The sequence below is a fragment of the Sphingomonas gei genome (assembly GCF_004792685.1).
Classification (GTDB): Bacteria; Pseudomonadota; Alphaproteobacteria; order Sphingomonadales; family Sphingomonadaceae; genus Sphingomonas; species Sphingomonas gei.
This window is the reverse complement of the sequence record NZ_SRXT01000004.1, coordinates 528,431-554,872: the sequence shown is the minus strand read 5'-3', so window position 1 is coordinate 554,872 and position 26,442 is coordinate 528,431. Positions and strand designations below refer to the sequence as shown.

Genomic DNA, 26,442 nt, shown 5'->3' with positions numbered 1-26,442 from the left:
AACGGTAGAAGAGAGGCAGGAGCGATGACCGACCCCCTCTGGTGGCAGCATGGCGTCATCTACCAGATCTATCCGCGCTCGTTCCAGGATTCGAACGGCGACGGGATCGGCGATCTGCGCGGCATCGAATCGCGCCTAGACGACCTCGTCGCATTGGGCGTCGACGCGATCTGGGTCTCGCCGATCTACCCCAGCCCACAAGCCGATTTCGGCTACGACGTCGCCGATTACACCGGGATCGACCCGCGCTTCGGCACGCTCGAGGACTTCGACTCGCTGCTGAACGCCGCGCACGATCGCGGGCTCAAATTGCTGCTCGATTTCGTCCCAAATCACAGCTCGGACCAGCACCCCTGGTTCCTCGAAAGCCGCAGCTCGCGCGACAATCCCAAGCGCGACTGGTACCTATGGCGCGATCCCGCCCCGGGCGGCGGCCCGCCCAATAACTGGATCAGCGATTTCGGCGGCTCGGCGTGGGAATATGACCCAGACATCGGCCAATATTATTACCACGCCTTCCTCAAGGAGCAGCCCGACCTCAACTGGCGCAACCCGGAGCTGCGCGCGGCGATGCTCGACGTGCTGCGCTTCTGGTTCGATCGCGGAGTCGACGGTTTCCGCATCGACGTGCTGTGGCACATGATCAAACACCCCGACTTCCCCGACAATCCGGCCAACCCCGCTTTCACCCCGGCGATGGGCGAGATGCACCAGCTGCTCCAGCTCCATTCGACCGACCAGCCCGAAGTCCACGGCATCGCCGCCGAAATGCGCCGCGTCGCCGACGGCTATCCCGAGCGCGTGCTGATCGGCGAGATCTATCTGCCGGTCGATCGGCTGATGGACTATTACGGCAAGGACCAGCCGGGGGTGCATCTGCCGTTCAACTTCCAGTTGATCGACGCGCCGTGGGAGGCGCGCAGCCTCGCCAGACTGATCGCCGACTACGAGGCCGCTTTGCCCGCCGGCGGCTGGCCCAATTGGGTGCTCGGCAACCACGATCGTCCCCGCGCCGCGACGCGCTTCGGTCCGGCGCAAGCGCGCGTCGCGGCGATGCTGCTGCTCACCCTGCGCGGCACCCCGACGATCTATTATGGCGACGAAATCGGCATGGCCGACGTCGCGATCCCGCCCGGTCAGGTGCAGGATCCGCGCGAGCTGCGCGAGCCCGGCATCGGCCTCGGCCGCGATCCGGTGCGCACGCCGATGGCGTGGGATGCGAGCGCCAATGCCGGCTTCTCGACCGCGGCGCCGTGGCTGCCGCTCCACCAGGACTGGCAGGCGCGCAACCTCGCCGCACAGCGCGACGATCCGCATTCGATGTGGCGACTCCATCACGACCTGCTTGCGCTCCGCCGGAAGCATCGCGCGCTGTCGATCGGCGACTGGCTTCCGATCGACTGCACCGGAAACCTCCTCGCCTACGAACGCCGCCATGGCGATGCGCGCCTGCTGGTCGTGCTCAATCTCGGGGATCGTCCCGAGAGCTTTGCGATACCCGAATGGGCCGAGGGATTGTCGGTTCTACGCACCACCGGGACCGGCGACGATCCCGCGATACTGGGCCCGAACGAAGGCTATATTCTCGGATGAAGATCGCAATGCTGGCGCCGATCGCGTGGCGCACCCCGCCGCGGCATTACGGCCCATGGGAGCTGGTGACGAGCCTGCTTACCGAGGCGCTGGTTGCGCGCGGGATCGACGTGACTTTGTTCGCCACGCAGGATTCGGAGACCGCGGGCACACTCGCCGGGGTGGTGCCGCGCGGCTATGAGGAAGACCCGGCGATCGACGCCAAGGTGTGGGAATATGCCCATCAGTCGCATCTTTTCGCCCGTGCCGGCGACTTCGACCTGATCCACAATCAGGCCGATTTTCCTGCGCATGCCTATACCCCGCTGATCGACACGCCAATGGTCACCACGATCCACGGCTTCTCGTCGGATCGCATCCTGCCGATGTACAAGCCGTTCGAGGACCGCGTCCATTTCGTCGCGATCAGCGCGGCCGATCGCCACCCGTCGCTCAACTACGCCGCGACGATCCACCACGGCATCCGCCTCGACGAATTCCCGTTCGACGCGCAAGGCAGCGACGATCTGCTATTTTTCGGCCGCATGCACCCCGACAAGGGGGCGAAAGAGGCGATCCAGGTCGCTCGGGCGACCGGCCGCCGGCTCGATCTCTACGGCATCGTCCAGGATTCAGGCTATTTCGAGCGCGAGGTGAAACCGCATCTGAACGACCGCATCGTCTATCATGGCCCCGTCGGCGGCGCGGCGCGATTGCAGGCGCTCGGCGGCGCCCGGGCATTGCTGCATCTGATCAGCTTCGACGAACCCTTCGGGCTGTCGGTAATCGAAGCGATGGCATGCGGCACGCCGGTGATCGCGATCGACCGCGGGAGCATGCCTGAGCTGATCACTCCCGAGACCGGGATTTTGGTAGGCTCGACCGACGAGGCCATCGCGGCGATCGACCGGGTGGAACAGATCGATCGCGCCGCCTGCCGCAAGCGCATCGTGGATCACTTCTCGGTCGAAGCAATGGCCGACAAATACATCGCGCTGTACGAGCGGATACTGGCCTGATCTCCCGCTCCCCTCGGGAGCGGGAAGGGGCCCGCGCGCGAAGCGCGTGGGAAGGGTGAGGGCAGCAACTGCTGTCCCGCGCCTGCCCTCAACCTTCCGCCGACTTCGTCGGCTCCCTCCCTCTCCCGACGGGAGAGGGATCTACTCTGCCGCCAGCAAATTCTCCGCCCCGCCAAGATCGACCGACACCAGCCGGCTCACCCCGCGCTCGACCATCGTCACGCCGAACAGCCGGTGCATCCGGCTCATCGTCGCCGCGTTGTGCGTGACGATCAGATAGCGCGTCGCGGTCTCGCGGGTCATCACTTCGAGCAAGTCGCAGAATCGCTCGATATTGGCGTCGTCGAGCGGCGCGTCGACTTCGTCGAGCACGCAGATCGGCGCGGGATTGGTCAGGAACAAAGCAAAGATCAGCGCGACCGCAGTCAGTGCCTGCTCGCCGCCTGAGAGCAACGTGAGCGACTGGAGCCTTTTGCCCGGCGGCTGCGCCATGATCTCCAGCCCCGCCTCGAGCGGATCGTCCGAATCGATCAGTTCGAGATGCGCCTGCCCGCCGTCGAACAGAGTCGAGAACAGGCGGCGGAAATGCAGGTCGACTGCCTCGAACGCCGCGAGCAGCCGCTGGCGCCCCTCGCGGTTGAGCGTGCCGATCGACCCGCGCAGCCGGTGGACCGCCTGCGCCAGTTCGTCACGCTCCTGCGCGTTGCTGGTGAACGCCGCCTCGAGCTCGGCGAGCTCGGCCTCGGCGACCAGGTTAACCGGTCCGATCCGCTCGCGGTCCACGCTGAGCTTCTCGTGCGCGGCGGATTCATCCTGCGGGCTACGCACGCTTTCCGCCTCGAACCCGGCTTTCTGGGGAAGCAGAGGCGGCGGACATTCGAAGCGCTCGCCCGAGAGCCGCCCCATCTCGATCCGGCGCATCTCCTGATTCTCGGCGCGCGCACTCGCCCCTGCCCGCGCCTCCCGCGCTTCGGCCAATGCCTCGTTGGCGGCGCGGACATCGCCTTCGGTCGCGCGGAGCACTGCCTCGGCTTCGCGCTCGGCGGCCTGCGCCGCAGCCGATTCGGCCCGCGTCGCCTCGGTCGTCGCCTCAGCCTCGACAACCGCGGCGTCCAGCTCGGCCGGGCGCGCCGCGATCCCCTCGCTCTCCTCCGCCAGCTCGGCGGCGCGCTTCTCCATCTCGGTCGCCCGCCGCGCCGCCTCGCCCGCGCGGGACTTCCAGCTGCGGCTCTCGGCAGTGGCGGCAGCGAGCCGCTCGCGCGCCTGCCCGATCTCACGCTCCAGCGTGCCCCGCTCGCTGCGGGCATTGGCCGCGGCACTGCGACGCACTTCGGCCTCGGCGGAAAGCGCAGCCACCCGCGCGCGGGTTGCCGAGCCATCGGGCAGCGCCGCCTTGGCTTCCTCGGCACGCGCCAGTTCGCCCGCCGCCTCCGCCTGCTCGGCAGCGACCCGCGCCCGACGCGCTTCGAGATCGGCACGCTGCGCCTCGCGTCGCTCGATCTGCGCGGTCGCACGATCCTCGGCGCGTCCGGCCTCGCGCCCGGCATTCTCGGCATGGTCGAGCAGGCGGCGGCATTCGGCGGCAGCCTGCCGTGCCGAGGCGATGGTCGCATCGATCCGCGCCAGCTCGGCCTCCGCCGCCTCGACCGCACGCACCGCCGCGGGGCGCGCCTTTTCGATCGCGGCCAGCCGATTGACGCGCTCGAGTCGTTCGGCCGCCGCCGCCCCGCCCGATCTGGCGACATAGCCGTCCCACCGCCGCAGTACCCCGGCGAGCGTCACCAGCCGTTGCCCCACCGCCAGCGCCTGGCCGCTATCCTTCTCGGCCACCAGCACTTGCGCAAGCCGGCGCGCGAGCCCCGGCGGCGCTGCGACATGACGCGCCAATGGCGTAGTGTCCGTCGGGGCGGCGGGATCGCCGGCTGCCGGCTCGGCCCCCGCCCAATAGCGCTCGGCCTTGGTATCGAGCCCCGCCTCGAGATCGTCGCCCAGCGCTGCGGCGAGCGCGCGCTCATAGCCCGCATCGACGGTGAGCCGGTCGAGCAGCCGGTCCTTGCCCGAGGGCCGCGTCGCCTTGGCGAGCACCGCCGCCTCGCCGTCGAGCTGGGCGAGTTCGGCGTGCGCGACCGACCGCGCCGATTGAGCGCGATCACGCGATTCGATCGCGCCGCGCTCGGCGGCGTCGGCACGGGCGAGCCCGGCGCGCGCCGTCTCGGCCTGCCGCACCGCCTTCGCGCGCGCTTCGGCCGCACGCGCCTTCTCGGCGTTGAGCGGCTCGGCGCTGCCCAGCGCGGCGACCTCGGCATCGACTCGCGCCTGATCGCGCGCCGCGCGTTCGGCGCGGGTGCGCGCCGCGATCAACGCCGCCTCGGCGACGCGCGCTTCCGCCGCCTCGCTCGCCTGCGCCGCCAGCGCCTGCGCGAGTGCGACTTCGGCGTCGCGCGCGGCGCGTTCGGCATCGGCGAGCGCAGCGTCGAGCGTCGGCATCCGCGCGGTCGTATCGGCGATTCGGCCGTCGAGGCCGCTGGCCTCCTCGGCGAGCCGCGCCAGCGCCTCGGCGGCATCGTGGGCGAGCGCGCCTTCGCGGCCGCGATCGTCGGCAAGCCGGGCCTGCGCGTCGCGCAACTCGCCGATGCGGCGTTCGACTGCGGCCCGCTCGCCGCGCAACGTCGCCAGCCGGTGCATGGCGTCGGTTGCGCGATCGCGCACGCCGAGCGCATCGGCACGCGCCGCGGCGAGCGTCTCGGCAGCCGCCTGCTGACGCGCCGCCGCGGCGTCATGCGCCGCCGCCCGCTCGGCTACCAAGGCCTCCGCCGCCGCGGCCTCCTTCTTCGCCGCATCCGAAGCATTGGCGGCATCGCGCCAGCGCGCGAAGATCATCCGCGCCTCGGCGATGCGGATCCGCTCGGAAAGCTCGCGATAGCGTTCGGCCTGGCGCGCCTGACGCTTGAGTGCGGCGGCACGCGCCTCCTGATCGCCGATCACTTCGTCGAGCCGCGTCAGATTGGCCTCGGTCGCACGCAATTTCTGCTCGGCGTCGCGGCGGCGCACATGCAGCCCGGCGATCCCCGCCGCTTCCTCGAGCATCGCGCGGCGCTCGCCGGGCTTGGCCGAGATGATCGCGCCGATCCGCCCCTGGCTGACCAAAGCCGGCGAGTGCGCGCCGGTCGCCGAATCGGCAAACACCAGGGCGACGTCCTTGGCCCGCACGTCGCGGCCGTTGAGTCGATAGGCAGACCCCGCGCCGCGCTCGATCCGACGGACGACTTCGAGCTCGTCATCCTCGCCGACCTGCTCGGCGAGGATCGACACTTCGGCGAAGTCGCGCGCCGGCCGTGTCGCGGTGCCGGCGAAGATCACGTCTTCCATCCCGGCGCCGCGCATCGACTTCGCGCTGTTCTCGCCCATCGCCCAGCGCAACGCCTCGAGCAGGTTGGACTTGCCGCAGCCATTGGGGCCGACGATCCCGGTCAGGCCGGGCTCGATGCGCAGATCGGCCGGGTCGACGAAGCTCTTGAAGCCGGTCAGCCGCAGCCTTTTGATCTGCATGCCCCGCCCCCCTGCGGCTCGGCCCTTACCGGGCTCCGGCCGCCTGCAACGCCGACTCGACCTGCGACCACATCGACGCTTCGACTTGCTTGCCGTTGATGAAGAAGCTCGGCGTGCCGCTGACGCCGTGCTCGGTGGTCGCGTCGGCATTGACCTTGGCGATCGCCTGGATCGTCTTCTGGTCGCTGAGGCACTGGCGCGCACGCGCATCGGGGATGCCACGCTGCTTCATGAATTCGATATGGCCGAGCGCTTCGGCGAAGCCCGCGGCGGCCTGCGGCGCCGGCAGCTGCTGGAGCTGCTGGAGCTGTTGCGGGTTGCTTTTCTGCAACTCATCGGTGCGCTTGTAGAACGCTTCCTGGTTGGCGAACATCTGGTCGAGGATCGGGAAGAACGCCTCGGTCGGCGCGCATTGGTTGAGCAATGCCAGCGACAGATCGGGCGCGCCGTGGACGAGGAAGTCGCGGAACTCGTAGCTCACCTTGCCGGTCGAGACATATTTCTGACGGAGCGGCTCCACGCCCTCCGCCGCGAAGCGCCCGCAGGTCGGGCAGCTGCGCGAGCCATATTCGAGCAGCTTGATCGGCGCGGCGGGGTTGCCCTGGATATAGCCGCCCTCGGCGGTCTTGCTGACGACATCCACCCATTGCTTGCCTGCGGGCGGCGCGACATTGGCCACCGGCGTGCTCGACGTAACCGGCGCCGAGGCATTGCCGCCATCGCCGCCACAGGCCGCGAGCGCGAGGAGGGGAAGAAAAGCGATGGCAGAACGCATGGTCTTGGGTCTCCGAAAGAAAAGGATCGATCAGCTGTCCGCGGCGCGAAGCTCGGGCTGGAGCTGATCCCAGGTGAAGGCGCGCACCTGGCGGCCGTTGATGAAGAAGCTCGGGGTGCCCTGGACGCCGGCCTTGGTGCCGCGCGAAAAGGTCTCGGCCACACCCTTGATCAGCGCGGAGTTGGACAGGCAGCGCCGCGCCTGCGCCTCGGGCAGCCCGCGCGCCTTCATGAATGCGATCATCCCGAGCGATTCGGCGAACTTGGTCGCGGCCTGCGGCGGGGGAAGCCGCTGCCAGCCCTCGACCAGCTTGGGCTGGGTCTCGATCAGTTTGTGCAGCGGCGCCTCGAAGCTCTCCTGGCTGGCGAACATCTGATCGAGCACCGGGAAGAAGCGCGCTACGGGCACGCACTGGTTGAGCAGCGCCAGCGAGAGATCGGGTACGCCGTGGATCAGAAAGTCGCGAAACTCGTAGCTCAATTTTCCGCTGGCGATCCAATCGCGGCGCAGCGGCTCCACGCCCTCCGCGGCGAAACGCCCGCAGGTCGGGCAGGTGCGCGAGCCATATTCGACCAGCTTGATCCGGGCGTTCGGGTTGCCCTGGCGGAAGCCGCCCTCCGGCGTCTTGGCGACGGTGGCGACCCAATTGGCGACGGGCGCGCGCCGCGCCTGCTGCGCCGTGACGGGGCCGGCACCGACGAGCAACACCAAAGCGGCGGCGAAGAAACGGAGTGTCATCAGTCGATCCTGCCAAGCTTGATGCTCTCCGCCGCCGCCACTCCGGCGGCAAGCGATTCGAGGACGGCCTTGAGTTCGGGGTCGGCGATCCCGCGCAGGCTGTCGCCCATCGCTTCGGAAAGCGGTGCCAGGCTGGCCGGCGGGGCCGCCTTGGCGACGCGCTTGACCTCGCCCTGGCGAATCGCGACGCGCGCCACCGCCGCATAGCCGAAGAAGCGATTGACGCGCTCGATGATCTCGGGCGCGATGTGCTGCATCATCGGGGCATGCGCGCCGCCGACGACGAGGGTCAGCACGCCCTGGGCGCGCTGACCCTGCGGGAAGCGAATCGATTCGGGCACCGACACCCGCGCATAGCGCTCGCCGACGATCTCGCCCCAGCGGCTGACGATCGCATGCTGGACGAAGCCGAATTTGCGGAACGCGGCGCGGCCGACATCGGGCAGCAGCTCGGAAACCGGCCGCGACCGGTTCGAGCGCTGCGGCTCGAGCTTGGGCTGGCGCGTGGTGGCGCGCTTGGGTTTGTCCGGGGCCTTCGTCATTGCCGGCAACCCATGCCATAGGCGGGGCGTGTCCGACAACGTCCCTCGCACCATCGCCGCCCCCTTGCTCAAATGGTACGACGCCCACGCCCGCGATTTGCCGTGGCGCGCGCGGCCGGGAGCGAACGCACCCGATCCCTATCGGGTGTGGCTGAGCGAAGTGATGCTCCAGCAGACCCAGGTCGCCAGCGTCATTCCCTATTTCGAAAAATTCACGGCGCGCTGGCCGAGCTTCGAAGCACTGGCCGCCGCCGAGGACGCCGAACTCATGGCAGCTTGGGCGGGCCTCGGTTATTATGCCCGGGCGCGCAACCTGCTGGCCTGTGCCCGTGCCGTCGCGGCGCGCGGGAGCCTTCCCGAGACCGAAGCCGAACTACTCGGCCTGCCCGGAATAGGTGGCTATACCGCAGCGGCGATCGCCGCGATCGCCTTCGGGCAGCGTGCCGTGGTGGTCGATGCCAATGTCGAGCGGGTAGTGACGCGGCTGTTCGCAGTGACCGCGCCTTTGCCCGGTGCCCGGCCCAGGATCCGCACACTCACCGATTCGATCACCCCGGACGCTCGCGCCGGCGATTTCGCGCAGGCGATGATGGACCTCGGCTCCACCCTCTGCACTGCGCGCGCACCGCGCTGCCTCGCCTGCCCGCTTCGCGAGCAATGCGACGGTTTCGCCACCGGCGCGCCCGAAATGTTCCCGGTCAAGGCCGCCAAGCCGGCCAAGCCGCAACGCTACGGCACGATGTTCTGGATCGAGCGCGCGGGCCGGGTGCTGCTCGTCCGCCGACCCGCGAAAGGCCTGCTCGGCGGCATGTGCGCGCTGCCGACGGGTCCTTGGGCCGATTCGCCGCCGGGCCTCGCCGACGCACCGATTTCGGCCGAGTGGCGCATGCTCGACGAGCAGGTCCGCCACGGTTTCACCCATTTCAACCTCGACGTGGCGCTTGCGGCTGCAACAATCCCGGAGCACACAGACGCGCCGCAGGGCGAATGGTGGCCAATCGCCGAGATTGAATCGGCGGGATTGCCCACCTTATTCGCCAAGGCGGCAAGAACGTTCGGGAGGATGCATGCGTAGCTGGCGGATATTCGGATCGATCGCGGCACTGGCGCTCGCCAGCCCGGCCTGGCCGCAGGCGACGGTCCCGCTGCCGTCGCGCGCCGAGCAGAACCAGTCGGCAACCGAAGCGGTCGCGAAGCGCTACGTCGCCGAGGCCAGGGTTCCGGGCATCGTCATTGTGAGCGGAGTCGGCAATGCGCCACCGCACGTGGTCGCCGAGGGCCGCATCGCGCTCGAGGCGAACGCACCTGCGGCCGACGCCGACAGCCTGTGGCGGGTCTATTCGATGACCAAGCCGATCACCGGCATCGCCGCGATGATCCTCGTCGAGCAAGGCAAGCTCGGGCTCGACCAGCCGATCAGCGACTTCATCCCGGCGTTCAAGGACATGAAAGTCCTGGTCGATCCCACCAAGGACCTGACCAGCCGCCCGGCGACTCGCGCGATCACGGTGCGCAACCTGCTCACCCACACCGCCGGGCTGGAATATGTCCTGCCCGGCAAATCGGGTCCGCTGATCGACGAATATACCCGGCTCGGGATCAACCCCGCGGCGATCAACACGCTGATGGAGCCGAACATGCGCGCGGCGCGGCCGAAAAGCCTCGAGGAATTCGCCGATCGCCTGGCGACGCTCCCGCTGATGGCCGAGCCGGGCAGCAAATGGAGCTATTCGATCGGGCTCGATCTGCTCGGGCGCGTGATCGAAGTCGCCGGCGGCATGCCGTTCGACCGCTTCGTCCAGACCCGCATCTTCGACCCGCTCAAGATGCGCGCGAGCTATTGGACGGTGCCGCAGGACAAGGCACGCATTCTCGCCACCAATTATCTGACCCCCAAGCTGGCGATCGATACCGGGGCAGCCTCGGTCTGGCTCCAGCCGCCGAGCTTCCCGTATGGCGGCGCCGGGCTCGTCATGTCGGCACGCGACTATGACCGCTTCCTCCACATGCTGGTCAATGGCGGCGAACTCGAGGGTGTCCGCATCCTCAAGCCCGCGACGGTGAAGCTGGCGATGTCGGACCTGTTGCCGGCGTCCGTCGATCGCTCGACGCTCGCCAACATGACCGCGGACAGCGGCGTGCCGATGGGCTTCGGCGCGGGCGGTTCGGTCTACCTCGCCGACAAGCCCGGCGGGCCCGGCAAGGGCACCTATGGCTGGGGCGGCGCCGCGGGGACGATCGGCTGGGCCGATCCGGTACACAAATTGCGCGTCACTGCGATGATCAACAGCTTCAGCGACAAGGGGCTCAAGCGCGAAGTCGGCAAGGCGATCTACGACGATCTCGCCCAATGAGCCCTGCCCGGTGACACCACCCGGTTTCACCGGCGGCACCGTCGACCGTGCCGACCGGATTCGCCACGAGCCCGCTCTGCTTCGCGAAGCCGAGTCCGATCCGCGCGCGCGGCTGCTGGTGCTCCACGGGCTCGATCCGGAACTCGACGCTGACGGTCGCCTCGCCTGGACCGGGCTCGACGCGGCGGCGGGCGAGCGGCTGTTCCTCGGCTTCGACCAGGGTGTGCCGCTGTTCGCCACCGCGCCACCGCACGGCCAGCCGTTTCCCGGCGGCCGATCGCCGGCATTGTTCGCGATGCTCGACCGCTTCCACGCCGGCGACGCCGCGCTCTATGCCGCGGCGCGCAGCCTGGTCGACTGGCACGGCCGGCACGGTTTCTGCGCGGTCTGTGGCACCGCTACGGCGATTTTCCGCGCGGGCTGGGCGCGTTCATGTCCCAATTGCCACGCCGAGCATTTCCCGCGCGTCGATCCGGTGGTGATCATGCTCGCCGAGCGCGGCGACAAGGTTCTGCTCGGCCGCCAGCCGCCCTGGCCGGCCGGACGCTATTCGGCACTCGCCGGGTTCCTCGAGGTCGGCGAATCGGTCGAGGAAGCCGTGCGCCGCGAGATATTCGAGGAAGCCGGCATCCGCGTCGGCGCGGTGCGCTATGTCGCCAGCCAGCCCTGGCCGTTCCCGTCGTCGCTGATGATCGCGTGCATCGGCGCGGCCCAGGACGAAGCGATCACGCTCGACGTCAACGAGCTCGAGGATGCACGCTGGTTCACCCGCGAGGATGTGCGGCTGGCACTGGCCGGCGATCCCGCCGCCCCGTTCGGCGCGGCACCGCCTTACGCGATCGCCCACACGCTGCTTACGGCGTGGGTCGACGGCGGCTAGAGTCGACTCCGCCTGCGTTGAAGCTGGTCAGTTCCCCTGCGAAAGCAGGGCCTAGGAACCCGGAGCGCCCCGCTCGTGACCCTTGACCCCTGCTTTCGCAGGGGAACAAGAATAAGCCCAAATGAAACGAGCCCTACGGCCGCTCGCGCGCCTGCGGGTACGTGCCGAGCACGCGCATCCACTTGGAGTGGAACTTCAGTTCCTCGAGCGCGCGGTCGATCGCCGGATCGCCCGGCCCGCCGACGATGTCGGCATAGAATTCGGTCGCCGCGAAGCTGCCGCCGCGCTGATAGCTCTCCAGCTTGGTCATGTTGACGCCGTTGGTCGCGAAGCCGCCCAACGCCTTGTAGAGCGCGGCCGATACGTTGCGCACTTCGAAGATGAAGGTGGTCATCATCGGCCCCTCCGCCGGCACCGCCCGCGCGTCGCGCGCCAGCACGACGAAGCGAGTCATATTATGCTCGGCATCGGCCAGGTCGGTCTCGAGCAGGTTCAGACGGTAGAGCTCCGCCGCCCCCGGCGGCGCCAACGCGGCGATTGCCGGATCCGCGAGCTCGGCGATCACAGCGGCAGCGCCGGCGGTGTCGGGATAGGCGACCGGCGCGATGCCGCGCGCCTTGAGCCAATGCCGGCACTGGCCGAGCGCCTGCGGGTGGCTCATCGCCTCGCGGACCTGATCGATCGTCCCGGTGCCCATCAAACCGTAGCGGATCGGCAGAAAATGCTCGCCGGTGATCGCCAGCCCCGATTCGGGCAGCAGGAAATGGATGTCGGCGACGCGGCCGTGGAGCGAATTCTCGATCGGGATCATCGCGCGGTCGGCGCGGCCTTCCTTCACGGCGTCGATCGCGTCCTCGAACGAGAAGCAGGGCAGCGGCAGCCCGTCGGCAAAGGCTTCGCGCACCGCGATATGCGAATTGGCACCCGGCGCGCCCTGGAACGCGACGGCACGCTGCGGTTCGGCGGAGGCCTTGGCGATCATCTCGGCGACGATCGGACGTGCGGGTGCGGCGAAATTCTCCATGGCATCGCGCGCTAGCGGTGCGCGTTTCCCGCGGCAACCCCGGCTTGCGATAGCAAAAACCGCAGCCTAAAGGGCGAACGACTTTCCTTTAGGGGCGTGTGATGGACGATCGGTTCAATACGATTGCAGGCTGGGCATTGGCGGGCGGCATTGCCGCGCTCGGCCTGTCGATCGCGAGCGGCATGATCTTCCACTCCGAACGCCCCGAGAAGATGGGCTATGCGATCGAAGGCGTCGAGGAAAGCGGCGAGGGCGGCGCTGTTGCCGTCGCGCCGATCGCGACGCGCCTCGCCGCTGCCGACCTCGCCAAGGGCGCCGATGTGTTCAAGCAGTGCACCGCCTGCCACACGATCAACCAGGGCGGCGCTTCGGGCATCGGCCCGAACCTCTATGCCGCGGTTGGCAAGCCCCACGGCCATGTCCCGGGCTTCGCCTATTCGGACGCGCTCAAGGGAGTCCCCGGCAACTGGACGTTCGACGCGCTCGACGCATGGCTGACGTCGCCGCGCAAATATGCCCCGGGCACCAAGATGACCTTCGCCGGCATCGCCAACCCGCAGGATCGCGCGAACGTGATCGCCTATCTCAATTCGCAGGGTTCGAACCTGCCGCTCCCCGCCGCACCGGCGGCAGGCGAAGAACCGGCAGCGGACAACGCCGCCCAGGCGAACGTCGCCGCGGGTGCCGACCCCGCCGAACTCTCGAACCAGGCGACGCCGGCGGAAGGCACCCCCGCCAAGGATCCGCAGGCGGCGATCCAGGCCGAGGAAAAGGCCGGACTGCCCAAGAGCAACAAATAACGAAAAGGCCGCCTCCCGGGCGGCCTTTTTCATTTGGCGATGGCGCCGGCCTTCAGCCGCGCGCTTCGCGGTCGCGCCAGAAATCCTGGACGATCTGCCAGCCCTCTTCCGCGGTCTCGACGAAGTGGAACAGGCCCAGGTCGCGCGGGCCGATCACGCCTTCCTCGCACAGCGCCTCGAAATTGACGACGCGCTCCCAGAACGCCTTGCCGTAGAACAACACCGGGATCGGATCGATCTTGCCGGTCTGGATCAAGGTCAGCAGCTCGAAGCTCTCGTCGAACGTGCCGAACCCGCCGGGGAACACCGCGACGGCGCGCGCATGGAGCAGGAAGTGCATCTTGCGCAGCGCGAAATAGTGGAACTGCATCGACAGCGACGGCGTGACATAGGGGTTCGGCGCCTGTTCGTGCGGCAGCACGATGTTGAGCGCGACGGTGTCGGCACCCACGTCGCGCGCGCCGCGATTCGCCGCCTCCATGATCGACGGCCCGCCGCCCGAACACACCACGAAGTGGCGCTTGCCCGCCTCGTCGAGCGGGAAATTGCTCACCAGCTGCGCCAGCTCGCGCGCGACGGTGTAGTAATGCGACTTCTCGATCAGCCGCTCGGCGATCTTCTTCTGCTCGGGGGTGTCGGCCAGCTCGAGCAACGCCTGGGCCTTTTCGGGCTCGGGGATCCGCGCCGAGCCATAGACCACGAAGGTCGAGGCGATGTTCGCCGCATCGAGGATCAGCTGCGGCTTGAGCAATTCGAGCTGGAAGCGCACCGGGCGCAGATCGTCGCGCAGCAGGAAGTCCATGTCCTGGAAGGCGAGGCGATAGGCCGGGTGCTCGGTCTGGGGCGTGCCGCTGTTGGTGTTGGCGTTTTCCGCTTCTTCCTGCGCGGGGCGGAAGACGCGGCTCGGGACGCGTGTATCGTTGCTCATTTGGGCCGGCTTAGGCCGATCGCGCGGGCTTGCCTAGGCGCAGAACGGTCCGCGGCCCATGTCGAGATGGAGGTGGTTGTAATGCGCGGCGTTATAGTCGGGGCTGAGCACCGTCCGGAAGCGCTTGCAGGCGGAATTGTGGATGACCTGGAAGAACTGGCGCACCGCGGGGTCGTCCGATTTCCACCCGGTCTCGACGCGCACCTTGCGCCCGTCGGCGAGGATGAACGCGCCCACATCCACGGCATTGCCGAGCCCGTGCTCGGACATCCGCCCCGACGCCGCGGCATTGCCGCCGATGATCGCGCGGCACGAATAGCTGCCGAAGCTTTCGACGCGGACGAGTTCGCTGCCGAGGATCTGCTTCGCGGCGGGCGCGACCGCGAAGCGCACCCAGCCAGCGAAGCTGCGCGCCAGCGGGCAGCGCATCGATTTGAGGTTGGTCACCGGCACGCCGATGTCGATCAATTGCACTGCGCCGGTGACGACGCAGCCGCCGCCGAAGTCGCGATCGGGCAATGCCGAATAGCGGACCCGCTCGCGCGACAGATCGGTGAAGCATTGCTGCGTCTCGCGCGGCGTCGGCCGATTGAGCGTGATCGGCCCCGATTTACGCTCGCGAATCGGCGCAGGACGGTCGCCGCCGCCCATGCAGCTGGCGAGAAACAGGGCGAGGAGCACGGTGCCGCGGCGCATCCAGCAGGCATAGCACGGCGATTCCCAAGAATCGCTGCCCCCGGTCGCACCCAGGCACCGGTTTGACTCTGTTTCTGTTACCGCTACCATATCCCAAGCCGCGCAAAGGCAAGTGGCATTTGGAGAGGCCCATGACCAAGCTGTTCGCTGCCCTCGCCTGGGCGCTCGCCCTCGTCGCGTCGCCGGTGCTGGCGCAACAGCCGCCCGCCGCGCCGCAGCGCATCGCCTTATGGGCCGACGGTGCCCCCGGCTTCGAAAGCCGCAAGAACATCCCCGAACAGGCCGAGGCCTATTGGCTCAAGCCGGTCAACGACCCGAGCATCACCTATTTCCCCGCACGCCCCGGCCGCGAGACCGGCGCCGCGGTGCTGCTGATGCCGGGCGGCGCGCACGAATTCCTGGTCATCACCAGCGAAGGCGACAATGCCGCGCGCTGGTTCAACGAGCGCGGCATCGCGGCGTTCGTGCTGCGCTACCGGCTCTTCCGGGGCAAGGATTCGCCCTACAGCTTCGAGCATGCCCGCCAGGATGCCGAGCGCGCGATGCGGACGATCCGGTCGCGGGCGGGCGAATGGAAGCTCGATCCGCACAAGATCGGGGTCGTCGGCTTCTCGGCCGGCGGCGAGCTGGCGCGCGTCACCTTGCTCAGCCCGCCGGTGGCCGCCCCGGGCCGGGGCGACGCGATCGACCGGCTCTCGGCGCGCCCCGATTTCGGCGTGCTCGTCTTCCCGGGACCGCTCCATGCCGAGGAGAAGATCACCCGCGATTCGCCGCCTTTGCTAATGACCGCGACCAATGACGACCAATGCTGCTCGCAACCGATCATCGACCTGCTGAATGCCTATCGCGCCGCCGGTGCCTCGTCCGAGCTTCATATGTATGCAGCGGGCGGGCACGCATTCAACCTGGGCGAAACCACCCCGCTGGTGTCCTTGCGCAACTGGCCGGCGCGGATCACCGACTGGATGACCGACCGCGGGCTGCTCGCCAATTGGCCGCCTGAAAAATAACCGTCACCCCGGCGGAAGCCGGGGCCCAGAGCCAAGCAAGGCCGGGCAGAGTAACTCTGGGCCCCGGCCTTCGCCGGGGTGACGGGGTTGGATGTGGCGTTATGCAATTCCCGCAGGTTGACTTCGCGCCCGCCGCCGCTAGGGCCGTCGGCGGGCCACGCGGTCCCAACGCCGCGCGTGCTCTCTGCGAGGAGAGACTGACATGACTGATTCTGCCGTTACCGACGCCCCAGCTGCGTCCGCCGCCAAGCCCGCCACCAAGCCGGCACGCCCCTTTTTCTCTTCCGGTCCCTGCGCCAAGCCCCCGGGCTGGGATGCGTCGAAGCTCGCCAGCGAATCGCTCGGCCGCTCGCATCGCTCGAAGATCGGCAAGACACGCCTCCAATATGCGATCGACCTGATGCGCGAGCTACTCGGCCTGCCCGACACGCACCGCATCGGCATCGTTCCCGGATCGGACACCGGTGCCTTCGAAATGGCGATGTGGACGATGCTGGGCGCCAGGCCCGTGACGACGCTCGCCTGGGAGAGCTTCGGCGAGGGCTGGGTCACCGATGCGGTCAAGCAGCTCGAGCTCGATCCGACCGTGCTTCGCGCCGATTACGGCCAGCTTCCCGACCTGACCCAGGTGGATTGGTCGAACGACGTGCTGTTCACCTGGAACGGCACCACGTCGGGCGTCCGCGTCCCCAATGGCGACTGGATTCCCGACGACCGCGAAGGCCTGAGCTTCGCCGACGCGACCAGCGCGGTGTTCGCCTATGACCTGCCCTGGGACAAGATCGATGTCGCGACCTTCTCGTGGCAGAAGGTGCTGGGCGGCGAAGGCGGCCACGGCGTGCTGATCCTCGGCCCGCGCGCCGTCGAGCGGCTCGAGAACTACACCCCGGCCCGGCCGCTGCCGAAGGTGTTTCGTCTGGTTTCCAAGGGCAAGCTTGCCGAGGGCGTGTTCAAGGGCGAGACGATCAACACCCCGTCGATGCTCGCCGTCGAGGACGCGATCTTCGCGCTCGAATGGGGCAAGTCGATCGGCGGTGCCAATGGGCTGATCGCGCGCAGCGATGCCAACGCCGCGGCGCTCCAGAAGATCGTCGCCGACCGCGACTGGCTCGGCAATCTCGCCGAAGACGAGGCGATTCGCTCGACGACCAGCGTGTGCCTGACCGTCGAGGGCGCCGACGAAGCGTTCATCAAGACCTTCGCCGGCCTGCTCGACAAGGAAGGCGCGGCGTACGACATCGCCGGCTATCGCGACGCTCCCCCAGGGCTGCGCATCTGGTGCGGCGCCACGGTCGACACCGCCGATATCGAGGCGCTCGGGCCCTGGCTCGACTGGGCTTACGCGACCGCCCGCCACTCTTGATCGTCATCCCGGCGAAAGCCGGGATCCAGAATCACACGCGACACCCTTTGTAACCCTGGGCCCCGGCCTTTGCCGGGGTGACGGGGTGGAGAAATAAAATGCCCAAGGTACTGATCAGCGACAAAATGGACCCCAAGGCCGCCGAGATCTTCCGGCAGCGCGGCGTCGAAGTCGACGAGATCACCGGCAGGACGCCCGAGGAGCTCAAGGCGATCATCGGCCAGTATGACGGCCTCGCGATCCGCAGTTCGACCAAGGTCACCAAGGAAATCCTCGACGCCGCGACCAACCTAAAGGTCGTCGGCCGCGCCGGGATCGGCGTCGACAATGTCGACATCCCCAGCGCCTCGGCCAAGGGCGTAGTGGTGATGAACACCCCGTTCGGCAATTCGATCACCACCGCCGAGCATGCCATCGCCTTGATGTTCGCGCTCGCCCGCGACTTGCCCGAGGCCGACAAGTCGACCCAGGCGGGCAAGTGGGAAAAGAACCGCTTCATGGGCGTCGAAGTCACCGGCAAGACGCTGGGACTGATCGGCGCGGGCAATATCGGCTCGATCGTCGCCGATCGGGCATTGGGCCTCAAGATGAAGGTGATCGCCTATGATCCCTTCCTCACCCCCGAGCGCGCGCTGGAGATGGGCGTCGAGAAGATGACGCTCGACGATCTGCTGCTGCGCGCCGATTTCATCACGTTGCACACGCCGCTGACCGACCAGACCCGCAACATCCTCAGCCGCGAGAATCTCGCCAAGACCAAGAAGGGCGTGCGCATCGTCAATTGCGCGCGCGGCGGGCTGATCGACGAAGCGGCGCTCAAGGAGGGGCTCGATTCGGGCCATATCGGCGGCGCCGCGCTCGACGTGTTCGTGACCGAGCCGGCGAAGGAATCGCCCTTGTTCGGCACGCCGAACTTCATCTCGACGCCGCATCTCGGCGCGTCGACCAACGAAGCCCAGGTCAATGTCGCGATCCAGGTCGCCGAGCAGATGGCCGACTTCCTCGTCTCGGGCGGCGTCACCAACGCGCTCAACGTGCCCTCGTTGTCGGCCGAGGAAGCCCCGCGGCTCAAGCCGTACATGGCGCTCGCCGAGAAGCTCGGCAGCCTGATCGGCCAGCTCGCGCATGGCGAGATCGCCCGCGTCTCGATCCACAGCGAAGGCGCCGCCGCCGAACTGAACCAGAAGCCGATCGTCAGTGCAGTGCTGGCCGGCTTCCTGCGCGTCCATTCGGACACCGTGAACATGGTCAACGCGCCGTTCCTCGCCAAGGAGCGCGGCATGGAAGTGCGCGAAGTCCGCAACGAGAAGGAAGGCGATTACCACACCCTGCTGCGGGTCTCGCTCAAGACCGATGCAGGCGAGCGCTCGGTGGCGGGCACCCTGTTCTCGAACGCGCAGCCGCGGCTGGTCGAATTGTTCGGGATCAAGGTCGAGGCCGATCTGCTCGGCAACATGCTGTACGTCGTCAACGAAGATGCGCCCGGTTTCATCGGCCGGCTCGGCACGTCGCTGGGCGAGGACGGTGTCAACATCGGAACCTTCCACCTCGGCCGCCGCGACACCGGAGGCGAAGCGGTGCTGCTGCTTTCGGTCGACGACGAAGTCACTCCGGAACTGGTCGCACGAGTCCGCGCGCTGCCTGGGGTGAAGACGGCGATGGCGCTGAAGTTCTGAGGCATGGCGCCAACACCGTTCGCCCTGAGCTTGTTGAAGGGCCGTTCTTTCTCGAGAGGAAGCACGGGCTTCGACAGGCTCATCCCGAACGGATATGGGGCAGGCGAAAGGACCTCCATCCGTATGACCGGCCTGCTCCCTGAAGGGTTCCACGATCGCCTTCCTCCCGCCGCCGATGCCGCCACGGGGTTGGAAGCGCGCGTGCTCGGCGTGGCAAGGCTGTATGGCTATGAGCAAGTCGATCCGCCGCTCGTCGAATTCGCCGACGAGCTCGCCTCGCGGCTCAAGGCAGGCGGCGTGCGCGATGCCGTGCGTTTCGTCGATCCGGTGTCGCAGCGGACGCTCGCGATCCGCCCCGATCTTACCGCGCAGATCGGCCGGATCGCCGCGACGCGGATGGGCCACCATCCCCGCCCGGTACGGCTCTCCTACGCCGGCGCCGTGGTCAAGCTCAGTGCCTCAGAGCTCAACCCACAGCGCGCGATGCGCCAGATGGGATGCGAACTGATCGGACTCGATACCGTCGCGGCGGCGATCGAGGTCGTTCGCGTCGCGATCGAAGCGCTGCAGGCCGCCGGGGTGAGCGGCATAGCCCTCGACTTCACGCTTCCCGATCTCGTCGACACGCTGGCGCGCGAGCTCGACCCGCCGACGCTGAACACCTTGCGCGACCGCCTCGACGCGAAGGACGCCGGCGGCGTCGCTGCGATCGACGCGCGCTGGCTGCCGCTGATCGAGGCCGCGGGGCCCTTCGACGCGGCAATGGCGCGGCTCCGCGCGATCGATGCCGGCAATGCATTGGCGAGCCGGCTCGACGCGCTCGCGCAGATCGCCGCGAGCGTGAACGGACAGGCGGCGCTCACCCTCGACCCGACCGAGCGCCACGGCTTCGAATATCAGAGCTGGCTCGGCTTCTCGATCTTCGCGCGCGGGGTACGCGGCGAGATCGGCCGCGGCGGCACCTATACCATCCTCCACGGCGACGGCCACGAGGAGCCGGCGGTAGGCTTCTCGCTGTTTACCGACCCGATCCTTGACGCCGGGCTCAGCGTCGACGAGCGCCGCCGGCTGTTCCTGCCGTTCGGCACGCCAGCCATAGAGGGCACAAGGCTGCGTGCGCAAGGCTGGGTCACCGTCGCCGCGCTCGAAGCCGGGGATACCCCGGAGGCGCAGCTCTGCACCCATGTCCTGGGGGATGGCGGGCCGCGTACTCTCTAACCTTCCGTGGCGATCGGCAAGCGCCTACCGCCCCAGCAGCGGCCCGGCATCGCCCTGCGCGAAATGCTGGTACGCCTCGCGCACCGCGGCGCGAAACCGCTCGTCGGCGCCCAGTTGCGCACCGAACACCGGCTCGAGCGCCAGCATCGCGGTCACCGGATTGGCGCTGATCGCCGCCGCGGCGAGCGTGTCGGCGAGCGGGTCGGTGATCGTCTCGCCCGCCTCGGCCTTGCGCCGCACGAACGCCATCCACGCCGCTACCGGCACCGCCAGCCGCTCGACACTGCGCTCCGCATCGAGCGCGTCGCGCACCGTGTCCAGCAGGCGGTATGGCAGTTTCTGCGACCCGTCCCAGGCGATCTGCGCCAGCAAGTGGCGGATCTCGGGATTGCGGAACCGATCGAGCACCGCGCCGGCATAAGCGGCTTTGTCGAGTCCGTCGACCGGCTTGAGCGACGCGGCGATGTCCCGATGCACCAGCCGCGTGACGAAGCCTTCGAGCGCAGCATCGGACATCGCCTCGAACACAGTCTCGTGCCCGCGCGCGAGCCCGACATAGGCCAGAGTCGAATGCGCGCCGTTGAGGATGCGCAATTTGGCCTGCTCATAGCCACGCACGTCGCCGGTCAGCGTCACCCCCGCCGCGGCGAGATCGGGGCCATCGGCGAGCTCGAAGCGCTGGAGCACCCATTGGGTGAAGCGCTCGCGCTGGACCGCGGCGCGGTCCTCGACCCCGAGCGCATCCTCCACCTTGGCGAGGAAAGCGGCATCGCTCGCCGGGGTGATCGAATCGACCATCGAATCGGGAAACGCCACCGCATCCGCGATCCAGTCGGCGAGCCCGGCATCCCGGGCTCGCGCCAGGGCGACGCAGGCGGCCCGGAGTCTGGCGCCGTTGCCGGTCATGTTGTCGCAGCATAGCATCGCGAACGGCGACAGCCCCGCGTCGCGGCGATCGCCCAGCCCGGCAACGATCCAGCCGATCACGCTCGCCGGCTCGGCCGGCTGGCCGAGGTCATGGACGATGTCGGGATGCGCGAGATCGAGCGTGCCGTCGCCGGCCAGGCAATAGCCTTTCTCGGTGACCGTGCTCGTCGCGATCCGCACCGTGGGATCGGCGAGCAGTTTCCGCAGCCGCGCGCCTTCGCCCGGGCCGATCGCGTCCGAGTGCGCGGCGACGATCCGCAGCGACGGTTCGCGGTCGATCACCGCCAGCGTGTAGAGCCCGTCCTGCGCCCTGAACGCGTCGGTGGTCGTGCCGCTGCGCAGCGACACCGCCGCGATCCCCCAGCGCGGGTCGGACTCGAGCAGCCGGTCGACATAAGCGGCCTGGTGCGCGCGGTGGAACGCACCGGGGCCAAAATGGACGATCCCGGTCCGGATGACGTCGACGGCGCGCGCCGGGCGGGCGACGGTACCGGGGAGCTGGGCGAGCGATGCGCGGGACAAAAGCATGCCGCGAACCAAGCAGGCCGGGCCCGGTCAAGTCAATCCGGACTAATAGGATTGCACCGAGGAACCCGCCGCTCCGCCGGGAAGCCGCGATCCCGTCGTCGGGCGGGGGCGGCTTTCCGAGCCCTCGGGCATCCGGAAACGCACTACCCGGTTGGGAAAGTCGATGTCGACGCGGCGGAAGCTGCGCAGCGCGTCCATGCCGAGCAGCAGGGCCGGTCGCTTGGTCAGCCCGAACCGCTCGAACGGCGCGACATCGGCAAATGCCACCGGCATCGATCCGAACAGCACGTCGCCCACCTTGATGTTGGGCACCGTGGTATAATTGGCCATCGTCTTGGCGCCGGTGACGTCGGTGAGTTCGATCGGCTTGGTGCGATGGCTGCGCGCGACGCGCTTGCGCAGCGCGCTGTTGCCCATGCTCACCGCGCTGCCGGTGTCGAGGACGACCTGGATGCGGACATTGCCGTAATAGGCATCGGTGACGATCAGCTGACCGTACAGGCTCTTCGCCGTCACGACGATCTCGTCCGGCGCGCGCCGGAGGTTCTTGTTACGCTTCTGGCTGGGGCGGACTTCCATCGTGCCACGCTCGAAATCGATCGAGACCTGATGGTCGCGCAGCGTGTCGATTCCGAGCAGCCCGATCGCGCCTAGATTGCGCGCCTCGAGCTTGGGCGCGACCACGCTGTGCAGGATGCCGACCGACTTGATCCTCAGATCGGGCACCAGCACCGTGTCAACCTGGCTGCGTCCGGTCATCGACAGCAACGTCACCGGCGTGCCCGCGCTCAGCCGCAGCGTGTTGGCCAGTTCGCGCGACACCACGGTGCGCTCGGCGCCGGTGTCGATGATGAAATTATACGGCCCCTTGGCATTCACCGCGACGGCGACGGTGAGCCGCCTGTCGCTCTCGCCCAGCGTCAGCAACGTGGCTTCCATCACCGATTCAGGGGTGATCAGCTCGGGATCCTGCACGGGCGCGGCAGGCGGCTCGATCGGCAGCGACAAGAGCAGGAGTGGATAAAGGACTCCAGACATGAAACAGCAATATACCTGCGTATGTTGCGCAGCAATCGAATTCAATCGAGCCGCATCGCCTCCGCCGCAATGCTCTCGGCTTCGATCAGCAGCGCATCCTCGCCGCTGCCCTGGGGCGTCTTCTCGCGGCCGATCATGATCAGCACCGGCACCGCCATCGGGCTCACCCGCGCCAGATCGACGTGCAGCATCGTGTCCGCCGCGGTGTCGAGCAGATGCGCGAGCCGCCCGACATCGGTCATCCGCGCGCGTGCATCGGCCCAGGCCGCCTTGAGCAAAAGATGGTCGGGCTCGTATTTGCGCAGCACGTCGTAGATCAGGTCGGTCGAGAAGGTGACCTGCCGCCCGCTCTTCTTCTTGCCCGGATGCTGGCGCTCGACCAGCCCGCCGATGATCGCCACTTCGCGGAAGGCGCGCTTGAGCAAGGCCGATTGCTGCACCCACTCGACGAACTCGTGCTCGAGGATGTCGGGCGAGAACAAGGCGGCGGGATCGGTGATCTTCTCGAGCCCGTACACCGCCAGCGCATAATCATTGGCGACGAAGCCCAACGGCTTGAGCCCCATCGCCTCCATCCGCCGGGTGATCAACATGCCGAGCGACTGGTGCGCGTTCCAGCCTTCGAAGCTGTAGGCGACCATGTGGTGCTTGCCTTCGTGCGGGAAGGTCTCGACGAGCAATTGCTTCGGCGCGGGGATCGCCGAGCGCAGCTCCTGCATCTCGAGCCATTCGCGGACATCGTCGGGGAAGCGCCGCCATTGGCTGCGGTCGTGCAGGAACACGCGCACGCGATCCGCTAGCGTCGACGTGATTGCCAGCCGCGCGCCCATATAGGAGACGTAGCGCGCCTGCTTGCTGCTCGCATGGACGATCAGGTCGGTCAGCTCGACGCGATCGACTTCCAGGCTCAGTCCGGCGAAGAAGAAGGTGTCGCCGGGCGACAGCTGCGATCCGAACGCCTCCTCGACCTTGCCCAGCCGCCGCCCGTTCTTGAACCGCACGTCGAGCATCGGCGCCTCGACGATGATCCCGGCGTTGAGCCGGTGCTGCGCGATAAAGGCCGGCCTTGTGACTCGCCACAGCCCGTCCTGTCCCTTGGTCAGCCGCTTGAACTTGTCATAGGCGCGCAGCGAATAGCCGCCATCGGCGATGAAGCTCAGCACGCGGTCGAACACGTCCTGCTCGAGCGCAGAATAAGGCAGCGCGGCGCGCACTTCCTGCAGCATTTGCGCAGCATCGAACGGCGCCGCGCAGGCGCAGGCCATGACATGCTGCGCCAGCACGTCGAGCGCGCCGGGGCGGAAGACGTCGGGATCGAGCTCGCCTTGCTCGACGGCGTCGAGCGCTGCGCGCGCCTCGAGATACTCGAAGCGATTGCCGGGGACGAGCACCGCTTCGGATGATTCGTCGAGCCGATGGTTGGCGCGCCCGATCCGCTGGAGCAGCCGCGACGAGCCCTTGGGCGCGCCCATCTGGATCACGCAATCGACATCGCCCCAATCGACGCCGAGATCGAGGCTGGCGGTCGCCACCAATGCGCGCAACTTGCCGTCGGCCATCGCCTGCTCGGCCTTGCGCCGCGCTTCGAGGCTGAGGCTGCCATGATGCACGCCGATCGGCAGCTTCATCTCGTTGGCCTTCCACAGCTGCTGGAAGACGAGTTCGGCGAGCCCGCGGGTGTTGCAGAACACGATCGTCGTGCGGTGCGTCTCGATCTCGGCCATCACCTGCGGAATCGCATAGACCCCCGAATGGCCCGCCCAGGGCACGCGGCCCTCGGGCAGCAGGATGGCGATGTCGGGATCGGCGCCTTTCTCGCCGCGGACCAGCCGCACCTGATCGATATCGCCATCGGGCGCGAGCCAGGCGCGATAGCCGTCGGGATCGGCCACCGTCGCCGACAAGGCGACTCGGCGCATATCGGGCGCGAGCCGCTGGAGCCGCGCCATCGCCAGCGCGAGCAGGTCGCCACGCTTGCCGGTGGCGAAGGCGTGAACCTCGTCGATCACCACGGTCTTCAGCCCGGCGAACATCGTCAAACTGTCTTCGTACGACAGCAACAGGCTCAGCGATTCGGGCGTAGTCAGCAAAATCTCGGGCGGCCGCACCCGCTGGCGCACTTTGCGATCATGCGGCGTGTCGCCGGTGCGCGTCTCGACTCGGATCGACACCCCCATTTCGTCGATCGGGGTGAGCAAATTGCGCTGGACGTCGACCGCGAGTGCTTTGAGCGGCGAGATGTAGAGCGTGTGCAGCCCCTGAGCCGGGCGCTCGATCAATTCGGCAAGGGTCGGCAGGAAGCCGGACAAGGTCTTGCCAGCCCCGGTTGCGGCGACGAGCAGCGCATGCTGCCCGGCACGCGCCGCGTCGAGCATGTCGCGCTGGTGCCGCCGCGGCTGCCAGCCGCGCGCGGTGAACCAGTCGGTCAGGGGTTTGGGCAGATCGGCGTCGGACACAAGCCAGCGTTCGCGCGACTTACCGGTTCAGCGCAAGCCCTTCAAACGACGCCGCCATTGTCGCGCGCCTTGTCCTCGCGGTCCTGTTGGTCGTACAATTCGCGCGTCGCGTTTTCGGTGCGCGCGATATCCTCGCGGCTGCTGCGATTGCGCAACATCGCCCAGGCGATCGCCAGTGCCAGCAGGATCGGCCCGACGATCACCAGGATCCCCTGCAGGGGGCTAGAAAAGTCCATGATGCACCTCGTTTCGCGTTTCACCTGACCAACGAAGCCGCGTGCGCATTCGATCCACTGGGAACCGCAGGCCCGGCCAACCATATAGTCGGGCATGGCAATCGGCAGCTGGATCCAGCCCAACCCCACCGGCATCTACATCCCCGCCGCCGATGCGTGGGTCGATCCCTCCGAGCCGGTGGCGCGCGCATTGATCACCCACGGCCATGCCGATCACGCCCGCGGCGGCCACGGCGAAGTCTGGGCGACTCCCGAGACGCTGGCGATCATGGACTGCCGCTACGGCGCACAGACCGGCCACTCGGTGGCGTACGGCGAATCGCTGCGGATGGGTGATGTCGATATTGGCTTCGTCCCCGCCGGCCATGTCCTCGGCTCGGCGCAGATCGTCCTCGATCATGCCGGCGAGCGGATCGTCGTGTCGGGCGATTACAAGCGCCGCAAGGATCCCACCTGCGCACCGTTCCAACCGGTGCCCTGCGACATCTTCATCACTGAGGCGACGTTCGGGTTGCCGGTATTCCGCCACCCAGAGACGCATGACGAGCTCGACAAATTGCTGGTGGCGCTGCGCGCGAACCCGGCGCGCTGCGTCGTCGTCGGCGCCTATGCGCTCGGTAAGGCGCAGCGCGTGATCCGCGAGCTGCGCGTCATGGGGTTCGACGATCCGATCTACATCCACGGCGCGCTGCAGAGGCTGTGCGACCTCTATGTCGAGCACGGCGTCGATCTCGGCGAGCTGCGCCCCGCCACCGGCGTCGCCAAGGCCGAGTTGCAGGGCCGGATCATCCTCTGCCCGCCCGGCGCACTCAACGATCGCTGGTCGCGGCGGCTGCCCGATCCAATCACCGCGATGGCGTCGGGCTGGATGCGCGTCCGCCAGCGCGCTCGCCAGCGCAACGTCGAGCTGCCGCTGATCCTCTCGGATCACGCCGATTGGGACGAGCTGACCACTACCATCCGCGAGATCGCCCCGCGCGAAGTGTGGGTGACGCATGGTCGCGAGGACGCGCTCGTCCATTGGTGCCGGATGCGCCAGATCAAGGCGCGCGCGCTCGAGCTGGTGGGCTTCGAGGACGAAGACGACTGAGCGATTGCCTGTGCCTTCTGTTA

General features: G+C 68.1%; 22 protein-coding genes. 11 read left to right on the top strand and 11 right to left on the bottom strand.

Going from position 1 to position 26,442, the window contains the following annotated elements:
* Positions 1-24: 24 nt before the first annotated feature.
* Together E5A73_RS12580 and E5A73_RS12575 are read left to right on the top strand one after the other, a co-directional pair.
* Complete coding sequence (locus E5A73_RS12580) at positions 25-1,593, top strand: alpha-amylase family glycosyl hydrolase (protein WP_135964153.1); 1,569 nt, start codon at positions 25-27, stop codon at positions 1,591-1,593.
* Positions 1,590-2,591 (top strand): glycosyltransferase family 4 protein, encoded by a 1,002-nt coding sequence (locus E5A73_RS12575; RefSeq protein WP_135964152.1) that lies wholly within the window; start codon positions 1,590-1,592, stop codon positions 2,589-2,591. The genes E5A73_RS12580 and E5A73_RS12575 overlap by 4 nt, the downstream gene beginning before the upstream one ends.
* A 141-nt stretch (positions 2,592-2,732) precedes the next feature.
* Here the strand turns inward: E5A73_RS12575 and smc are convergent, their stop codons facing one another.
* The 4 genes from smc to E5A73_RS12555 are packed head-to-tail and all read right to left on the bottom strand — an operon-like array spanning position 2,733 to position 8,195.
* Positions 2,733-6,140 (bottom strand): chromosome segregation protein SMC, encoded by a 3,408-nt coding sequence (gene smc, locus E5A73_RS12570; protein WP_135964151.1) that lies wholly within the window; start codon positions 6,138-6,140, stop codon positions 2,733-2,735.
* Between the two features lie 25 nt (positions 6,141-6,165).
* On the bottom strand, positions 6,166-6,915 hold the full coding sequence (locus E5A73_RS12565) for a thioredoxin domain-containing protein (RefSeq protein WP_135964150.1): 750 nt from the start codon (positions 6,913-6,915) through the stop codon (positions 6,166-6,168).
* Between the two features lie 30 nt (positions 6,916-6,945).
* The gene (locus E5A73_RS12560) at positions 6,946-7,653 is read right to left on the bottom strand and encodes a thioredoxin domain-containing protein (protein WP_135964149.1); all 708 of its coding nucleotides are present in this window, start codon (positions 7,651-7,653) and stop codon (positions 6,946-6,948) included.
* Complete coding sequence (locus E5A73_RS12555; protein ID WP_135964148.1) at positions 7,653-8,195, bottom strand: DUF721 domain-containing protein; 543 nt, start codon at positions 8,193-8,195, stop codon at positions 7,653-7,655. Before E5A73_RS12555 ends, E5A73_RS12560 begins: the two co-directional genes overlap by 1 nt.
* Positions 8,196-8,223: 28 nt before the next feature.
* On the opposite strand from E5A73_RS12555, the gene E5A73_RS12550 reads away from it, so the two are divergent.
* Genes E5A73_RS12550 through nudC form a run of 3 tightly spaced genes read left to right on the top strand, consistent with a single transcriptional unit; the run spans position 8,224 to position 11,429 of the window.
* Positions 8,224-9,270 (top strand): A/G-specific adenine glycosylase, encoded by a 1,047-nt coding sequence (locus E5A73_RS12550; RefSeq protein ID WP_135964147.1) that lies wholly within the window; start codon positions 8,224-8,226, stop codon positions 9,268-9,270.
* Positions 9,263-10,549 (top strand): serine hydrolase domain-containing protein, encoded by a 1,287-nt coding sequence (locus E5A73_RS12545; RefSeq protein ID WP_135964146.1) that lies wholly within the window; start codon positions 9,263-9,265, stop codon positions 10,547-10,549. Before E5A73_RS12550 ends, E5A73_RS12545 begins: the two co-directional genes overlap by 8 nt.
* Before the next feature lie 10 nt (positions 10,550-10,559).
* Positions 10,560-11,429, top strand: coding sequence for an NAD(+) diphosphatase (nudC, locus tag E5A73_RS12540; protein ID WP_135964145.1), 870 nt, complete (start codon positions 10,560-10,562; stop codon positions 11,427-11,429).
* A gap of 133 nt (positions 11,430-11,562) precedes the next feature.
* On the opposite strand, the gene E5A73_RS12535 is transcribed toward nudC, so the two are convergent.
* The gene (locus E5A73_RS12535) at positions 11,563-12,453 is read right to left on the bottom strand and encodes a prephenate dehydratase (protein WP_135964144.1); all 891 of its coding nucleotides are present in this window, start codon (positions 12,451-12,453) and stop codon (positions 11,563-11,565) included.
* A 101-nt stretch (positions 12,454-12,554) separates the two neighbouring features.
* Here E5A73_RS12535 and E5A73_RS12530 point away from each other — a divergent pair, with 101 nt between their 5' ends.
* The gene (locus tag E5A73_RS12530; RefSeq protein ID WP_135964143.1) at positions 12,555-13,253 is read left to right on the top strand and encodes a c-type cytochrome; all 699 of its coding nucleotides are present in this window, start codon (positions 12,555-12,557) and stop codon (positions 13,251-13,253) included.
* A 52-nt stretch (positions 13,254-13,305) separates the two neighbouring features.
* Here E5A73_RS12530 and E5A73_RS12525 read toward each other — a convergent pair whose 3' ends face one another.
* Positions 13,306-14,181, bottom strand: coding sequence for an LOG family protein (locus E5A73_RS12525; protein WP_135964142.1), 876 nt, complete (start codon positions 14,179-14,181; stop codon positions 13,306-13,308).
* Positions 14,182-14,214: 33 nt separating this feature from the next.
* Positions 14,215-14,877 carry an extensin family protein gene (locus tag E5A73_RS12520; protein WP_135964141.1) on the bottom strand — a complete coding sequence of 221 codons (663 nt, stop codon included), beginning with the start codon at positions 14,875-14,877 and terminating at the stop codon, positions 14,215-14,217.
* A 131-nt stretch (positions 14,878-15,008) separates the two neighbouring features.
* On the opposite strand from E5A73_RS12520, the gene E5A73_RS12515 reads away from it, so the two are divergent.
* The 4 genes from E5A73_RS12515 to E5A73_RS12500 all read left to right on the top strand — a co-directional run bounded on the left by E5A73_RS12515 (position 15,009) and on the right by E5A73_RS12500 (position 20,144).
* Entirely contained in the window at positions 15,009-15,887 is an 879-nt protein-coding gene (locus E5A73_RS12515) for an alpha/beta hydrolase (protein ID WP_135964140.1), read from the top strand.
* Positions 15,888-16,089: 202 nt separating this feature from the next.
* Positions 16,090-17,250: a phosphoserine transaminase gene (locus E5A73_RS12510; RefSeq protein ID WP_135964139.1), complete on the top strand. Its 1,161-nt coding sequence runs from the start codon at positions 16,090-16,092 to the stop codon at positions 17,248-17,250.
* Between the two features lie 98 nt (positions 17,251-17,348).
* Positions 17,349-18,926 (top strand): phosphoglycerate dehydrogenase, encoded by a 1,578-nt coding sequence (gene serA, locus E5A73_RS12505; RefSeq protein ID WP_135964138.1) that lies wholly within the window; start codon positions 17,349-17,351, stop codon positions 18,924-18,926.
* A gap of 123 nt (positions 18,927-19,049) precedes the next feature.
* On the top strand, positions 19,050-20,144 hold the full coding sequence (locus E5A73_RS12500; RefSeq protein ID WP_206366479.1) for an ATP phosphoribosyltransferase regulatory subunit: 1,095 nt from the start codon (positions 19,050-19,052) through the stop codon (positions 20,142-20,144).
* A 24-nt stretch (positions 20,145-20,168) separates the two neighbouring features.
* Here the strand turns inward: E5A73_RS12500 and E5A73_RS12495 are convergent, their stop codons facing one another.
* The 4 genes from E5A73_RS12495 to E5A73_RS12480 all read right to left on the bottom strand — a co-directional run bounded on the left by E5A73_RS12495 (position 20,169) and on the right by E5A73_RS12480 (position 25,329).
* Positions 20,169-21,599, bottom strand: coding sequence for a mannitol dehydrogenase family protein (locus E5A73_RS12495; protein ID WP_135964137.1), 1,431 nt, complete (start codon positions 21,597-21,599; stop codon positions 20,169-20,171).
* A gap of 42 nt (positions 21,600-21,641) precedes the next feature.
* Positions 21,642-22,637 (bottom strand): aspartyl protease family protein, encoded by a 996-nt coding sequence (locus E5A73_RS12490; protein ID WP_135964136.1) that lies wholly within the window; start codon positions 22,635-22,637, stop codon positions 21,642-21,644.
* A 41-nt stretch (positions 22,638-22,678) separates the two neighbouring features.
* On the bottom strand, positions 22,679-25,066 hold the full coding sequence (locus E5A73_RS12485; RefSeq protein ID WP_135964249.1) for a ligase-associated DNA damage response DEXH box helicase: 2,388 nt from the start codon (positions 25,064-25,066) through the stop codon (positions 22,679-22,681).
* A gap of 68 nt (positions 25,067-25,134) precedes the next feature.
* Positions 25,135-25,329, bottom strand: a complete 195-nt coding sequence (locus tag E5A73_RS12480) for a hypothetical protein (protein WP_135964135.1) — start codon at positions 25,327-25,329, stop codon at positions 25,135-25,137.
* Between the two features lie 94 nt (positions 25,330-25,423).
* Here E5A73_RS12480 and E5A73_RS12475 point away from each other — a divergent pair, with 94 nt between their 5' ends.
* Positions 25,424-26,419 (top strand): ligase-associated DNA damage response exonuclease, encoded by a 996-nt coding sequence (locus E5A73_RS12475; RefSeq protein WP_135964134.1) that lies wholly within the window; start codon positions 25,424-25,426, stop codon positions 26,417-26,419.
* Positions 26,420-26,442 lie beyond the last annotated feature (23 nt).